16 protein-coding genes and 1 other RNA gene are annotated in these 14,726 nt (G+C 56.3%); 12 read left to right on the top strand and 5 right to left on the bottom strand.

The features are described 5' to 3' along the window. Window positions 1-213: a hypothetical protein gene (locus JM93_RS12185; RefSeq protein ID WP_145343706.1), complete on the top strand. Its 213-nt coding sequence runs from the start codon at window positions 1-3 to the stop codon at window positions 211-213. Window positions 214-807: 594 nt separating this feature from the next. Here JM93_RS12185 and JM93_RS12180 read toward each other — a convergent pair. The 4 genes from JM93_RS12180 to JM93_RS12165 form a co-directional block, all read right to left on the bottom strand. Beyond that, a complete protein-coding gene (locus JM93_RS12180) occupies window positions 808-2,010 on the bottom strand; it encodes a lytic murein transglycosylase (RefSeq protein WP_244300823.1) in 1,203 nt (400 codons plus the stop codon). A 68-nt stretch (window positions 2,011-2,078) separates the two neighbouring features. Beyond that, window positions 2,079-2,657, bottom strand: coding sequence for a histidine phosphatase family protein (locus JM93_RS12175; RefSeq protein WP_145343704.1), 579 nt, complete (start codon window positions 2,655-2,657; stop codon window positions 2,079-2,081). A 3-nt stretch (window positions 2,658-2,660) separates the two neighbouring features. Beyond that, window positions 2,661-3,605 (bottom strand): NAD(+) diphosphatase, encoded by a 945-nt coding sequence (gene nudC / locus JM93_RS12170; protein WP_208995134.1) that lies wholly within the window; start codon window positions 3,603-3,605, stop codon window positions 2,661-2,663. Window positions 3,606-3,679: 74 nt separating this feature from the next. Then, window positions 3,680-4,090: an HIT domain-containing protein gene (locus JM93_RS12165; protein WP_145343702.1), complete on the bottom strand. Its 411-nt coding sequence runs from the start codon at window positions 4,088-4,090 to the stop codon at window positions 3,680-3,682. Window positions 4,091-4,359: 269 nt separating this feature from the next. Here JM93_RS12165 and ffs point away from each other — a divergent pair. The 4 genes from ffs (at window position 4,360) to recR (ending at window position 7,480) form a co-directional block, all read left to right on the top strand. After that, an RNA gene (gene ffs, locus JM93_RS12160) (signal recognition particle sRNA small type) lies at window positions 4,360-4,457 on the top strand. A 143-nt stretch (window positions 4,458-4,600) separates the two neighbouring features. After that, window positions 4,601-6,439, top strand: a complete 1,839-nt coding sequence (locus JM93_RS12155; RefSeq protein WP_145343700.1) for a DNA polymerase III subunit gamma/tau — start codon at window positions 4,601-4,603, stop codon at window positions 6,437-6,439. Between the two features lie 96 nt (window positions 6,440-6,535). After that, on the top strand, window positions 6,536-6,856 hold the full coding sequence (locus JM93_RS12150; protein ID WP_145343916.1) for a YbaB/EbfC family nucleoid-associated protein: 321 nt from the start codon (window positions 6,536-6,538) through the stop codon (window positions 6,854-6,856). Window positions 6,857-6,871: 15 nt separating this feature from the next. Beyond that, window positions 6,872-7,480 carry a recombination mediator RecR gene (gene recR, locus JM93_RS12145; RefSeq protein ID WP_145343698.1) on the top strand — a complete coding sequence of 203 codons (609 nt, stop codon included), beginning with the start codon at window positions 6,872-6,874 and terminating at the stop codon, window positions 7,478-7,480. Window positions 7,481-7,491: 11 nt separating this feature from the next. Here recR and JM93_RS12140 read toward each other — a convergent pair whose 3' ends face one another. Next, the gene (locus JM93_RS12140; protein WP_170230635.1) at window positions 7,492-8,247 is read right to left on the bottom strand and encodes a class I SAM-dependent methyltransferase; all 756 of its coding nucleotides are present in this window, start codon (window positions 8,245-8,247) and stop codon (window positions 7,492-7,494) included. A gap of 174 nt (window positions 8,248-8,421) precedes the next feature. On the opposite strand from JM93_RS12140, the gene JM93_RS12135 reads away from it, so the two are divergent. The 7 genes from JM93_RS12135 to JM93_RS12105 all read left to right on the top strand — a co-directional run bounded on the left by JM93_RS12135 (window position 8,422) and on the right by JM93_RS12105 (window position 14,564). Beyond that, the gene (locus JM93_RS12135) at window positions 8,422-9,090 is read left to right on the top strand and encodes a sulfate transporter family protein (RefSeq protein ID WP_145343694.1); all 669 of its coding nucleotides are present in this window, start codon (window positions 8,422-8,424) and stop codon (window positions 9,088-9,090) included. 47 nt (window positions 9,091-9,137) lie between these two features. Beyond that, window positions 9,138-10,043: a glutaminase gene (locus JM93_RS12130; protein ID WP_145343692.1), complete on the top strand. Its 906-nt coding sequence runs from the start codon at window positions 9,138-9,140 to the stop codon at window positions 10,041-10,043. Window positions 10,044-10,238: 195 nt separating this feature from the next. Further along, window positions 10,239-10,637 carry a succinate dehydrogenase, cytochrome b556 subunit gene (gene sdhC, locus JM93_RS12125; protein WP_145343690.1) on the top strand — a complete coding sequence of 133 codons (399 nt, stop codon included), beginning with the start codon at window positions 10,239-10,241 and terminating at the stop codon, window positions 10,635-10,637. A gap of 11 nt (window positions 10,638-10,648) precedes the next feature. Then, complete coding sequence (gene sdhD, locus JM93_RS12120; RefSeq protein ID WP_145343688.1) at window positions 10,649-11,032, top strand: succinate dehydrogenase, hydrophobic membrane anchor protein; 384 nt, start codon at window positions 10,649-10,651, stop codon at window positions 11,030-11,032. A gap of 5 nt (window positions 11,033-11,037) precedes the next feature. Beyond that, window positions 11,038-12,864, top strand: coding sequence for a succinate dehydrogenase flavoprotein subunit (gene sdhA / locus JM93_RS12115; RefSeq protein ID WP_145343686.1), 1,827 nt, complete (start codon window positions 11,038-11,040; stop codon window positions 12,862-12,864). Window positions 12,865-12,874: 10 nt separating this feature from the next. Then, entirely contained in the window at window positions 12,875-13,729 is an 855-nt protein-coding gene (locus tag JM93_RS12110) for an FkbM family methyltransferase (protein WP_145343684.1), read from the top strand. Window positions 13,730-13,781: 52 nt separating this feature from the next. After that, window positions 13,782-14,564, top strand: coding sequence for a succinate dehydrogenase iron-sulfur subunit (locus tag JM93_RS12105; RefSeq protein WP_145343682.1), 783 nt, complete (start codon window positions 13,782-13,784; stop codon window positions 14,562-14,564). Window positions 14,565-14,726: the final 162 nt, after the last annotated feature.

The following is a 14,726-nucleotide window of genomic DNA, read 5'->3' as shown; positions in this document are numbered from 1 at the left end:
GTGGCCCATGATGCTGGCGACCATCAAGTAGACTACCGTCACAATGGAGGCGAGCCCGGTGAAGAGGCCGGGCCCCACGCCGATCGCGGCTGCAAGCTGCAATTTGCCTGCCAGCAGCACAAACGACAGCGCACCAGGGTCATCCAGCGCTTGGAAGGCCTGGATATCGTCAGCCGGGCTGCGGGATCTGCAAACAGCTTTTCAAAAAAGTGAGGGACGAGATCAAGGCCGACATAGAGCCGTATAAATGCAAGCTGCACCGCGCCGAAACTTGTTTTCGGCCTGCCTGTGGAAGAGGTTGAGTGCAACCCGTGAACCACCGGAAGGACGAACAGTGTCAGACAGGCAACAAACGCTCCCGAACATGGATCGTGGATCCATGCCAGCCCCGGAAGCACGGACACGCGCCGGAGGCAACGAGAAGCGGAAAAAGCCCAAGAAGGAAGATGAGCCGGGGTATCTGCCGCGGCATCGAAAATGCAGGACCGGTCGAGAGGGCAAAAGAAAGAACCAAAAAGGAGATGGCCGGTGAACCGGTAACCTTTGCGGCTGCGGGGCTGTTGCGGCCGCGTTCGAAACACCCGCCATAACGCTGAGCGCGAGGACAAGCGCAACACCCGTCAAGCATGCAGCCGTCAGTCTGATCAGGTTTACTGCGTTTGCATGAGACATTGCTGCATTCTCCGCTAGAGAGGAGAGGGCGGCCGGGTGTGATCGAGGGAACCAGGGCACCGGGAGGCAGCGGGTCGATATTCGGTATCAGGTTGAAAAAAGTAACGGAGTTACTGCAACGGTGCCATGAAGTATCTATCCCACCCAGCAGGTTGCGAAAAAGCCAGCTTTCTCTTGAGCTTTTCCGATTGATCTGCGGGTTTTAAAGCCTATCAATCCGTCGGCACCACCGACATCATGACCATCTGCTTCGAGCTTTTGTTGGAGTGTGCGCACTGCGCCCCGGGTTGTTTGCTTCGTCGGTTTCCAATCCGCGACGAAGCCCCGGTTGTTGCCGTACCGGTCAGCAAGATGACCGACAAAAAGCGCATAGACATCGGATTCGTTATATTCTTTCAGAACATAGAAGTTTTCAGTTGCAATGAACGCGGGGCCGTATCTTCCGGCCGGCATGAGAATATTGCCGGGCTGACGAAGTTCGTGCTCGGGAAACGGGCGTCCGCTCACCCGCGTCACACCTTCGCGGACAAATTGGGAAATCAACTGGCGATTGTCCGGACCTTCCCGGCTGCACGATATTGTGTCCGGGACGACAACTTCGTACCCCCAGTCGCGGCCCTTCACCCAGCCATGCTTATCCAGGTAGTTTGCGATCGACGCCATTGTATCGACTTCCGAGCTCCAGATATCCCGGCGTCCATCACCGTCAAAATCGACTGCGTATTTTAGGTAGGAAGAGGGAAGGAACTGCGGATATCCCATGGCGCCACCCCATGAACTTCTCATGGATCTGCGTGAGACATCGCCACTTTCCAAAATCTTGAGGGCTGCGATCAGTTCGGATTTGAAGAATTCCGCCCGCTGGCCCATGAAGGCGCGTGTGGCCAAAACACGCAATGCGTCATGCGGAATTTTCGCGCCACCATAACCAGACTCCCTTGCCCAAATGGCCAGTATGATGCGTCTCGGCACCCCATACCGTGCTTCGATTTTTCCAAGACTTGCGGCATGTTTTTGCATCAACCGCCGCCCCCCCGGAACGAGGGCATTGAACTGGCTGTCCCGGAAATAGCCGGCCGGCGCGCGGAACTCAGCTTGAAAATTCACTTTTGGCGGACTTCCGTTGCCACCTGGACCGACAAGGCCGGGGAGTGATGTATCGGGTAAAAGGCCCGCCAATTCCCGGTCAAGTGTAGCTTGCGACACGCCTGCCGATCGTGCAGCAGGGCCAACATCGTTGGACAGGAAAGATTTAAATGCGGCGTCATGAGTTCCAGCAACTGCATGCGAGAGTGCCAGAACGCAGCAGGCAACCAGACTTGCAGTAAAGCGGATCACGCGCAGCTCCACGGTTCAGTGAACGGGTGCTGGCAGTCTATCAGGTTTTGCAGGTGTTAAAACGCCAGCTAAAGCTCTGTCCAAGACAACTTGCTGGCAGCCTTTTCAGTCAAGTCCTTACGGTCAAATTGGAACCAGGAGCCGGCGCGTTTTTGATCATGTTCGCGCGAAATCGGCGTGTTCATGAGGTGGCACATGAGCAAGGTTCCTACGCCGCCATGGCCAGCGAACAGGATGGGTGTGTCCGGTGGGATCCGGACGAGGGCGGCTTGAACGCCGGAAACAATTCGCATCTGCGCATCAAAGGCCCGTTCCCAGCCGCGCACCGAAGTGTAGGGATCGCTAAAAAATTCGTCTGCGACCTTGTCGAACTCCTCGGGCGGTAGATAGCCGGTCGCTGAGCGGTCGTTTTCGTGAAGCGGCTGCAGGGTCAGGACCGGGATCTTGAGAGGGTCGGCAATGGCGTGTGCTGTGTCCACAGCCTTCTTTTCAGCGCTTGAGATAACCCGCTTGATGTCCCGAGCGAACGGGAGATCCAGAAACTTTGCTGCGCGTTCGCGGCCTACTTCCGACAGGCCCCACTCAGGTACGGGTACGGCCTCGTCGATATTGACTTCCGGATGGGTCAAGTAAATGCAAAACGACATGTTCTAAAAATCCCCTTCCAGCCAGCCGGCAATTAGTTTGTAAGCAATGGAGATCGAGGGCGGTATCCGGTCGCCGTCCGAATGCGTGCCCTCCAGCATCTTTCTAACCTCTGCCCGGTCGCACCAACGGCACGCTTCGAGTTCGTCATCTTCGATATGGATTTCAGTGCTTTCGGCCTTGCCAATGCAGCCAATCATCAGGTTGGCTGGAAACGGCCAGGGTTGATTGGAGATGATTCTGACCTCTCCAACATCAATGCCCGCCTCTTCAAGCGTTTCCCGGCGAACGGCTTGTTCGACCGTTTCGCCCGGCTCCATGAAACCGGCCAGGGTCGTGTAAATCCCATCCGGGAGCCGGGGTGGCCGTCCAAATAAAGCGCGGTCGCCATCGGTGATCAGCATGATCACGCAGGGGTCAGTCCGCGGGAAATGCTGGCCGCCACAGAACTTGCAGTCCCGGCGGTAACCGGCGTCTGCTATTTCGCTCGGTTTCCCGCACCGCGAGCAAAATCCGTGTGTGCGGTGCCAATGTAAAAGCGCCCTCGCTTGGGAAAGGGCACTCAAGTCCTGTTCGGAAAAAATAGATTGCAAAGCGATGTTTCGAAGGTCGTTTGCCCATAAGCTGTCATCCGCATCGACTTCTTCGTCACTCATGGGCAGCAGTCCGGCAAACAAAGGCCGGCTGCCGTCATGGTTCTGGCCAAGAAAGACCAGCTCATGCCGCTGGGCTCCAAGAGCGAAGGCTTTTTTCGGCGGATGCCCCAGCGCGCCGGCACGGCTGCTGTCGAACACCAACCGGTGCGCCGTAGACAAAATGACCTCACAATCCGGCTGACCGATGCGGTCATTCAGGAAGGTCAGGTCTTTGCGTCGCAGCGACTGGCGGTCGAGCGTGTTTTTAACGAAGCTCATATCCGATGGCGTCAACTCCTCGGAGGCCAATGCCATGCTACGCTTCCTTCAGACGTCAATGGGTTGCTCTGATTTGATTTCCTAGTCGTAAGGCGGCCCGAAGCGCGTGTCTACCCGGGCAAATGGTCTCTTATCCGTTCGATCAGGTCGCTGGCTGCGGGCTTTTCATACTCCTTGAAAGGAACAGCACCCCACACAGGCCCGGGCCATGCTGCGTCGTGCCGGAATCTGCCAATCACATGGACATGAAGTTGAGAAACCTGGTTGCCGAGCGCCGCGACATTCAGTTTCTCGGCCTTGGTGATCTCACGGAGCGTTTCACTGGCGAGCGCTATTTCCCGCATCAGCTGGAGCTGGTCCGACTCATCGAGGTCGATGATTTCGATCAGGTTGTTCTTTCGCGGGACCAATAGCAGCCACGGGTAATTTGCGTCTTTGATTAGGCGCACCGTGCAAAGCGCGAGATCACAAATCGGAAAACTGTCACCTTCCAGGCGTGGGTGCAGGTCAAAAGTGGTCATGGCTTGTGCTCATTTACGTGCCGGATCGCCGCAGCGAAGCAGCAAAGTTGTGTTGTGTCATCCTTGACTTAGACCAAAGGGTTGATCGGTCTGCAATTTAAATGGTGGGCTTCCTTTGTCCTGCAACAACAACATTCAGCTTGCCGAAAGGGCAAAAATGCATCTTCGAAATTTATAGGGTGTGGAATCAGCGCTGTTTTTGCGGCAAACAAAAAAGCTTCAAGAAACCGCTTGTCAAACCCCGGTGCCGTTCTGATATAAGGGTGTCGGGAGGTTGGTGGTGGACGAGCCACTCGCCAACCGGGTCAGGTCCGGAAGGAAGCAGCCCTAACGAGCCTCGGCACGGGTCGCCGTGCCAGCCTCCCACCCTTTCAGATACATTCGGTTTCGGACGCTAGGGTTTCTGTCGGGAAGCCCTGAGTGTTTTTGCCGGATCGCGCCGCTTTATTTGCACAAAAATTTCTCAGAATCCGCTCACGCACATCACGCAAAACTCGTTATGGTGCGCCCATGGACGACATAGCATTTCCGCAAGACGGCACCTCTGAGACCCCGCAAGATGGCGGCGCATACCGCGTTCTGGCGCGCAAATACCGGCCAAAGACTTTCGAGGATCTGGTCGGTCAGGAGCCGATGGTTCAAACGCTTGAAAATGCGTTTGAGACAGGCCGGATCGCGCAAGCCTGGATGCTGACCGGGGTTCGTGGCGTTGGAAAAACAACGACAGCGCGAATCTTGGCGCGCGGCTTAAACTATGAGGTCCCCGGACAGACAGACAAGCCGACAGTGAAACTCGAACATGAAGGTGTTCACTGCCGTGCAATTATGGAAGGCCGACATGTCGATGTGATCGAGATGGACGCTGCCTCGCATACCGGGATCGGCGATATCCGTGAGATCATCGATGCTTCACGCTACCGGCCAGCCAGCGCCCGCTACAAGGTTTACATCATCGATGAGGTTCACATGCTGTCCAATGCGGCCTTTAACGGGCTGCTGAAAACGCTTGAAGAGCCACCGGAGCATGTGAAGTTCATTTTCGCGACCACCGAGATCCGAAAGGTACCGATCACGGTTCTGTCCAGATGTCAGCGTTTTGATCTGCGGCGAATTGATCAGGCTAAACTGACCGGATTGCTGCGCCGGATCTCAGATGCGGAAAGCATCCAGATTTCAGATGAGGCCCTATTGATGATCGCCCGGGCAGGCGAGGGCTCGGCACGCGATTCATTGTCGCTTCTTGATCAGGCCATGGCCCATGGCGCCGGCGCAATTGAAGCGGATGATCTGCGCCAGATGCTCGGTCTTGCTGATCGGGCGCGGGTGATTGATCTTTTTGAACACATCATGCACGGGCGCGTTGCAGAAGCGCTAGATGAATTGTCCGGGCAGTATGAAGTGGGGGCTGACCCCGCAGTCGTTCTGACGGATCTTGCCGACTTCACACATCTGGTCACGCGAATGAAAATTGCTCCGCGCGCGGCTGACGAGGGGTCTGTGACAGAAGTTGAGCGCGTACGCGGGCAAGCCTTTGCCGAGACGCTGTCAATCCGTCTGCTGTCGCGTGCTTGGCAGATCCTTTTGAAAGGCTTGCAAGAAGTGCAAGCTGCACCAAAGCCATTGTCGGCGGCCGACATGGTGCTTGTCCGCCTTGCGTATGCAGCCGACTTGCCAGATCCGGGAGAAGCCTTGTTGAAGCTTCAGCAGGGCGGCCCGGTTCAAGGCGCGGGGGCGCAATCAGCACCTCCCGGCGGACCTCCACCGCAAGGCGGGCCATCTGCGCAAACGGACGCGGGCCCAAAACTCAAGGCTATCGCAGGAGGTGCTTCCAGAGTGCAGCCGGCGGCGCAGGGAGTGCCCGAGCACGAGCCTTTGCGGGCGGTCGCCCAAGCGGAACCAGAGCCGCCAGCATTGATTTTGCGGTCCTTACAAGATTGTGCGGCTCTTGCGTCGGAAAAACGCGACATTCCGATGAAGGTCGCGATAGAGCGTCAAATGCGGCTCGTAAAGATCGAGCAGGGCCGGATCGAGATCCAGCCAACACCGGACGCGCCCGCTGATATCGCCGGTGAATTCGGCCGGAAGCTGACCGACTGGACTGGCACGCGCTGGATGGTTTCGATCAGCCAAACGCCCGGCCGTCCAACCATCCATGAAGAGCGCGAAGCCAATCAGGCGCAGCTGTTGTCGGATGCAAAATCGCATCCGACGGTCGCTGCTCTGCTGGCGCATTTCCCCGGTGCAAAAGTAATCGACGTGCAGGTTAAGACCAGTGAAGACGAAGATCCTGCTCTTGCCGACCCTCTTCTCAGCGAAGCGCTGGGCGAAGATGACAGTGACGATGTATAGGCCGTTTTATATTGCTTGACGCATGAAGCTGGCCTAAATCTCATGCCTGATTTGAATGGCGGGCAAGACCCGTTGAAACCACCGGAGGGCGAGTCGATGGACTTCCTGAAAATGATGAAACAAGCCAAGGAAATGCAGTCCCAAATGGGGTCGCTCCAAGAGCAGATTGTCGAAATCGAGGCTGAGGGAACATCCGGGGCGGGCTTGGTGAAACTTGTGCTCAATGGCAAGGGCGAAATGAAAAGCCTGAAGATCGATCCGTCCTTGCTCAAGGAAGATGAGGGCGAAATCCTCGAAGACCTGATCATTGCAGCGCACACTGACGGCCGGGTGAAGGTGGATGCAGCCATTCAGGAAAAAACCCAAGAGCTCATGGGTGGTCTCGGCTTGCCTGCCGGTATGAAGCTGCCGTTCTGATCGGCACCCGGCGACATGGCACAAAACAAGGTCGCAGGGCCTGAAATTGAGCGCCTGATCCAGTTGCTTGCAAAACTTCCGGGCCTGGGACCGCGGTCGGCCCGGCGCGCGGCGCTGCATCTCATTAAGAAAAAAGATCAGTTGCTCGCACCGCTGTCCGAAGCGATGGGGGTTGCGGTTGAAAAAATCGGCATTTGCTCAAGCTGCGGGACAGTTGATACGACCGATCCCTGCGCGATTTGTTCTGATCCAAAGCGCGATTCATCTGTATTGGTGGTGGTGGAGGATGTTGCCGATCTGTGGGCGCTTGAACGGGCCTCGGCGACAAACGCGATCTATCATGTCCTCGGTGGTACGTTGTCCCCACTCGACGGCGTAGGTCCGGAAGACCTTAACATCGCCAAGCTGATCGAACGCTGTGAGGGCGGTGAAATTCAGGAAGTGATCTTGGCGATCAACGCAACTGTCGAAGGCCAAACCACTGCGCACTTTGTTATGGATCAGCTAGCACCACTCAACGTCAATGTTACCAAACTGGCCCATGGCGTTCCTGTCGGCGGAGAACTGGACTACCTGGACGAGGGCACGCTCACGCAAGCGCTGAAAGGACGCACGCGTTTTTGACCGCATGACTGTCAGTTTTCGTTGGCGCTTTTGCGGTACTTGAATAACCGGCAATAACCACCATCCGGCTGGCTGAAAACCGTGCGGTTCCGAACAAAACCCGCATAGAGGCCCAGGGTCAGCCAAGTATCTGCAGTCTCCGGCTTGTCGCACTCTTCAATATGCTCCCAAATCCGGGAAAATTCGCGCTCTGTCAGCTGGTTCCAGCGGGCTTTCAGCACATGGTGCATCCGTCTGTTGAAGGAGGTGGCCGTTTCTCCGTTGCTGAGGACCGGCTCGTAAATCATCAAGACGCCGCCCGGCTTCAAGGCATGGTGCGCCAACTGCATGAACCGAGCTTTGTTTTCAAGGCTTAGGTGGTGAACAGATAAGCCGCACCAAATAAAATCAAATTGGCTTTGCGACATGGAAAGGGCTTGCAACATGTCACGGCATTCCAGTTTGGTCTGATATGTCGCAGCGTCGAGATTTCGTGCCGCCAGGGCAAGGGCTGGTCCAGACAGGTCAATTCCGGTGTAGCTGGCGACTGGAACTTGGCTCAGGATGGTGCTGGGCATGGCTGCGTCACCGCAGGCGAGGTCGAGAAACGAGAACCCAGCCGGAATGTCTTTTTCAAGACACGCCTCGAGGTGCGCAGCCACCTCCGTATGGTGAAAATAGTTCAGCTCAACCAGGCGCTTGTAGATCTGCCAATCGTTTCGGAAAATTTCCAGAGCATCGAGCCTGTTGTCGAACGTACTATCGAATTGCCTAAGCGCTTCAGCCATCTCGATCCTCCCGATTGTTCTCGTGGACCGGAGGCTTTTGATCTCCAACCGGCAGGACATTAAGCGGATAGAACCGTGAACCCAACGTGATTTAGATGTTGCTGCCTTGCTCTCTTGCGGCACGCGCCGGCACAGCTTATCTCGTGGTCAGTCAAGATGATTGGATGATCACGCATGTTTGCTTCCGCCTCGCGCGCGATGTCACAGGTTTTTCAGCCCGCTTTCCGGGCCATATTTTTCAAAATGATTGGGTTTACTTTGGCGGTTCTGATTATGGTCTGGATTGGCCTGCAGACGCTTGTGGTAGGCTTTGTCAATCTGCCATATCCTTGGCTTGACACGGTTATATCCGTTCTGACGGGAGTCGGTGCAATCGTCGGCCTGAGTTTTTTGATCGCTCCGGTGTCCGCCTTGTTTGCCGGACTGTTTCAAGATGACATCGCCGACATCGTCGAGCAGGGCGATTATCCGCAAGACCGGCCGGGCCACGCGCTACCATTTGCCCAATCAATTTTCCTGACACTGAAGTTCACCGGCGTTGTCATTCTAGGCAACCTGTTTGCGCTGGTTCTTCTGCTGGTCCCAGGGGTCAATCTCGTCGCGTTCTTTCTTGTGAACGGCTACCTGCTGGGGCGAGAGTTTTTTGAATTTGCGGCAATGCGGTTTATGCCGCCTGAGGATGCCAAGAAGCTCCGCAGGGCACGGGGCGGGACTGTGTTCATGGCCGGTTTGATCATTGCGGCGGTGCTGGCTGTTCCTATCCTGAATCTGGTCACGCCGATTTTTGCAACGATTTTCATGATGCACCTCTACAAGCGCCTTGCAACAGCGCAGCCAATCTGAAGGTATCCGCCTGACGCAAATGACGTTCCAATAAAGAGCCAGGACGGATGCAAAGCATTTTGGATGAGATCGCCGAAAGGGCCCGCATGACACGCCAAAAGGGGCGCGTTGCGGACTATATTCCCGAGCTGGCGAAAATCGATCCGGATCACTTCGGCATGTGCATTGCCACCGTAGACGGAGAGTGCTTTTCGGCTGGGGACGCTGACATTCCGTTTTCCATTCAGTCAGTCTCTAAGGTGTTCGCCCTGGCGCTGGCTCTAGGACGTGTCGGGGATGCAATCTGGCATCGCGTTGGCCGGGAACCTTCCGGGCTGTCATTTGACTCCATTCTCTTGCTTGAGCGCGAAGATGGCGTTCCGCGCAACCCTTTCATCAACGCCGGAGCGCTGGTTACAACGGACACGTATTTGACGGCATCCTCCCCACGTGAAGCACTTGCGTCGCTGCTGCGGTTTGTGAGGACTGCCTGTGACGATGAAGGCATTCATATCAATGAGAAGGTTGCTGCGTCTGAAATCTCCACTGGGCACAGAAACTTTGCCCTCGCGCACTATCTGGCCTCCTGTGGCAATTTGCACAATGAAGTGAACAAGGTGCTTGGCACCTACTGTCATCAATGCGGAATTGAGATGACATGCCGCCAGCTCGCACTTGCCGGTCGGTTCTTGATCGACGCACCCGACATGCCAAGGCTTGTGTCGCCTGACCGCCGCCGGCGGATCGCATCTCTTATGATGACTTGTGGCCACTATGACGGTTCGGGGGACTTTGCATTCCGGGTCGGATTACCAGGAAAAAGCGGGGTCGGAGGCGGGATTTTGGTGATCGCGCCTGGCCGGGCCGCGATTGCAGTATGGTCGCCCGGGCTGAACCGCTATGGCAATTCCAAGCTTGGCACCGAAGCAATGGAGTTTTTTGCCAAACAAACTGGCTGGTCGGTCTTTGGATAGGCCTTTCGCTTAGGTGACGGTCCGGCGCGAGCACTTTTCGCTTGTGATCAATGATCTTTGCCCACTTTCGTTCAGCATACGCCCTTGTGATGCTTTGACGCGACGCGGTGTTGGCGTTAGAACCCTCTCGGACAACGCATTGAGTTGCTTACGTTTACGTAATCGTAAGCTGGCGTCGTACGGGAGAGATTTTCCATGTCGAATGCCGACCTGCAGGGCAAGCGCCCGCTGTCGCCCCATCTTCAGATTTATAAACCCATTCTGACGATGGTCATGTCGATCTTGCACCGCATCACCGGAGCGGCGCTTTATTTCGGCACAATTTTGCTGGCCTGGTGGCTGATCGCAGCCGCTGCCGGACCGTCCTACTTCAACTTTGTCAACGACATTTACGGCTCGATCATCGGTCGGCTGATCCTTTTCGGATTCACCTGGGCACTGGTCCATCACATGCTGGGCGGCTTGCGCCACTTTATCTGGGACATGGGTGCCGGTTTCGGGCGTGAAGCGCGAGAACTGCTCGCAAAAGCGACGATCATCGGATCCGTCTGTCTGACGATCGTTCTCTGGATCATCGGTTTTGCGGTTAGCTGAGGGACAAGCAAATGACTGATATGCGTACACCACTCGGCAAGGTTCGCGGGCTTGGGTCGGCCAAGGACGGCACCGACCATTTTTGGCGTCAGCGTGTCACCGCTGTCGCAAATGTCTTCCTAATTTCGTTTTTTGTGATCCTTGTCATTTCGATGCAAGGTGGCACTTATGAAAGCGTGACTGCGACCCTTGGGAATCCATTGGTCGCGATCCTTATGCTCCTCGTGATCCTGTCGGGCGTCTATCATATGAAGCTTGGCATGCAGGTCATCATCGAGGACTACATTCATTCTGAGGGCATGAAGGTGCTTGCTCTTCTCGGCAACACGTTTTTCAGCGCCCTTATCGGTTTCGGCTCCTTGTTTGCCGTGCTGAAAATTGGCTTTGGAGGTTGACCCGAATGGCCAAGAGCTATGACTTTGTTGATCACAAATATGATGTGGTGGTCGTTGGAGCTGGCGGTGCCGGCCTGCGCGCGACACTGGGTATGGCCGAGCAGGGTTTGCGCACGGCTTGCATCACAAAAGTGTTTCCGACGCGCTCGCACACTGTTGCAGCTCAGGGGGGAATTGCAGCATCGCTGCAGAATATGACTCCGGACAGCTGGGAATGGCACATGTACGACACCGTCAAGGGGTCGGACTGGCTGGGCGATTCCGATGCAATGGAATATCTCGCACGTGAAGCACCGAAGGCGGTTTACGAACTGGAGCATTACGGCGTTCCGTTCTCGCGGACTGAAGACGGCAAGATCTACCAGCGTCCGTTTGGTGGCCACATGCAGAACTTCGGCGAAGGTCCTCCTGTGCAGCGCACATGCGCGGCTGCCGACCGGACTGGTCACGCGATTCTGCACACGCTCTACGGCCAATCGTTGCGCCACAACGCCGAATTCTACATTGAGTACTTCGCGCTCGACCTGATCATGTCCGACGATGGCGTGTGTCAGGGTGTGATTGCGTGGAACCTTGATGACGGAACCATTCACAGGTTCTCGGCGAAGATGGTTGTGCTGGCAACCGGTGGGTATGGCCGGGCCTATTTCTCCGCAACATCGGCGCATACTTGCACCGGGGACGGCGGTGGCATGATCGCCCGCGCAGGACTGCCTCTGCAGGATATGGAGTTCGTGCAGTTTCACCCGACCGGGATTTACGGCTCCGGCTGCCTGATCACGGAGGGCGCGCGCGGCGAGGGCGGCTATCTTGTTAATTCCGAAGGCGAGCGCTTCATGGAGCGTTATGCACCATCCGCTAAGGACCTTGCATCTCGTGACGTCGTCTCCCGCTGCATGACAATGGAGATCCGGGAAGGTCGCGGCGTCGGCAGGAACAAGGATCACATCTTCCTGCACCTGGACCACCTCGATCCCGCGCTGCTGGCAGAGCGTCTACCAGGCATTTCCGAATCCGCCCGCATCTTTGCAGGCGTAGACGTGACCAAGGACCCGATCCCGGTCCTGCCGACGGTTCACTACAACATGGGCGGTATTCCGACCAACTACTGGGGCGAGGTTCTGGATGCGTCTGGCGACCATCCAAACCGCATCCAACCGGGTTTGATGGCTGTTGGTGAAGCCGGCTGTGCATCGGTTCACGGAGCGAACCGCTTGGGGTCCAACTCATTGATCGACCTTGTGGTGTTCGGTCGCGCGGCCGCAATAAAGGCCGGTGAGGTTGTTGATCCGAAGGAAGCCGTACCGACGCCGAACGAGGCGGCTTGCGAAAAGATTATGGCCCGGTTCGACAAACTGCGTCATGCATCAGGGTCGACTCCGACTGCGGATCTGCGTGACAGGATGCAGCATGCTATGCAGGAGGACGCAGCGGTATTCCGGACCCAGGAAACACTGGCACAGGGCTGTCAGAGGCTTGACGACATCTGGTCAGGCATGAAGGATCTGAAGGTGTCTGATCGGTCCATGATCTGGAACTCCGATCTGGTCGAAACGCTTGAGCTTGAAAACCTCATGGCGAATGCGATCACCACGGTTTACAGCGCCGAAGCGCGCAAGGAGAGCCGTGGGGCACACGCCCGTGAGGACTATAAGGACGGGGCGTTTTCCGGCCGGAATGACGAAGATTGGCGCAAGCACACACTCGCTTGGGTCGACGAGGACGGCAAAGTTAGGCTTGACTATCGCGGTGTGATCACCGAGCCGCTGACGCCTTACCAGCAGGGCGGAATTGACCCGGCGAAGATCGCGCCGAAAGCGCGCGTTTACTAGGGCCTGGCCAGTGAGCGCAAGCGTAGCCTTTCCGGACACAACAAGTCCCTTCGGCACCTATCCTGCCGAAGGGACTGTACGTGCGGCATGGAGACTGGCTGACCGCCATGATCTGTCCAAAGCGCTGCGCAAACGCATCCGAAGCCTTGTCAGCCGGTTCTTCAAAGGTCCCTATGACACCGAGGTGGATGGTTTGCGGTTCCGGATCTACCCGGCGCAGAACTATGATGACCGAAAGATCCTGGCCAAGGGCCGGCTACCGGAAAATGCGGAACACCAGCTTCTTGATACGCTTATCAGGGAAGGTTGTGTATTTGTAGATGTGGGAGCCAATGTTGGGACTTATTCGTTGTTCGCGGCCAATCGCGGCGCGAATGTGCTGGCGATCGAGGCAAACCCGGAGACGGCAGACAAACTTGCTTTCAACGCCGAAGCCAATGGATTGGCCAACATAGAGCTGGTGCGCACTGCGGTCGGCGAAAAATCCGGGACGCTGTCTTTGTGGCACGAGCCGAGCAATTGCGGGTTTGCCACGCTGGTCGAGGATCTGACAACCGGAGAATGGGCTGGCGACTGGACCGCGCGTCCGGTCGGCGTGCGCCCGCTTTTGGAAGTCATTGATCAGGAAGGCCTTGAGCGCATCGACATCATGAAACTTGACGTTGAGGGCTTCGAAGACAGGGCTTTGCTGCCATTTCTCGAACAAGCGCCGCGCTCAATCTGGCCAGCTACGCTGCTTTTGGAGACGAATTGCCGCCCACACTGGATCAAGGACTGCCTGCCGGCATTGAAAAGTGCGGGCTATCACATAACCGGTGAGACAAAAGACAACATGGTGTTCCAGCTCAAAAACGGGCACCTTTGAACAAGAACGGCCCGGACGCGACTTAGAGGGCCAAAACGCGGAGCATTGAAAGATGGTTCAGCTGACGCTTCCCCGGAACTCTCAGGTCACTGAGGGCAAGGTTTGGGACAAACCGGACGGGGCAACCAATCTGACAGAGTACCGGATCTACCGGTGGAATCCGGATGAGGGACGCAATCCGCATGTCGACACCTATTATGTTGACCGGGATGATTGCGGTCCGATGGTGCTCGACGGTCTAATTTACATCAAAAACAAAATCGACCCGACACTGACGTTCCGCCGGTCTTGCCGCGAAGGCATCTGCGGTTCTTGCGCTATGAACATTGACGGCACAAACACACTGGCCTGCACCAAGGGCATGGACGAAGTGGCCGGAAATGTGGTCAAGATCTACCCCCTGCCGCATATGCCGGTGGTGAAGGATCTTGTACCGGACCTAACACGCTTTTACGCCCAGCACCGGTCAATTGAGCCATGGCTCAAGACAACGACCCCTGCGCCGGAAAAGGAATGGCTGCAAAGCCATGAAGATCGCGTCAAATTGGATGGGCTTTATGAATGCATCCTGTGTGCCTGCTGCTCGACGTCTTGTCCGAGTTACTGGTGGAATGGCGACCGGTATTTGGGTCCGGCCATCTTGCTCCAGGCCTACCGGTGGCTGATAGACAGCCGGGATGAGGCAACCGGCGAGCGTTTGGACAATCTTGAAGATCCGTTCCGGCTCTACCGCTGCCACACAATCATGAATTGTTCGCAAGCATGCCCCAAAGGCCTCAATCCGGCCAAGGCGATTGCCGAGATCAAGAAGATGATGGTCGAACGGCGGGTGTGATCTCTACCCAATCCGAATTGGAAATGCCGCCCATTTTGGGCGGCTTTTCATTTCAGGCGCTCCAATAGATCGAAGTTAGATTCCAAGACTGTCTGGCTTGTTATGGTCGGACCTATTGATTGGTTCGTCGCACTGTTTTGACCTTGTAAAATAGGTCATCTC

It is taken from the genome of Roseibium hamelinense, from assembly GCF_007830545.1.
GTDB lineage: Bacteria > Pseudomonadota > Alphaproteobacteria > Rhizobiales > Stappiaceae > Roseibium > Roseibium hamelinense.
Note: the sequence above shows the minus strand (reverse complement) of the source record. Positions and strands in the feature narration are given on the sequence as shown.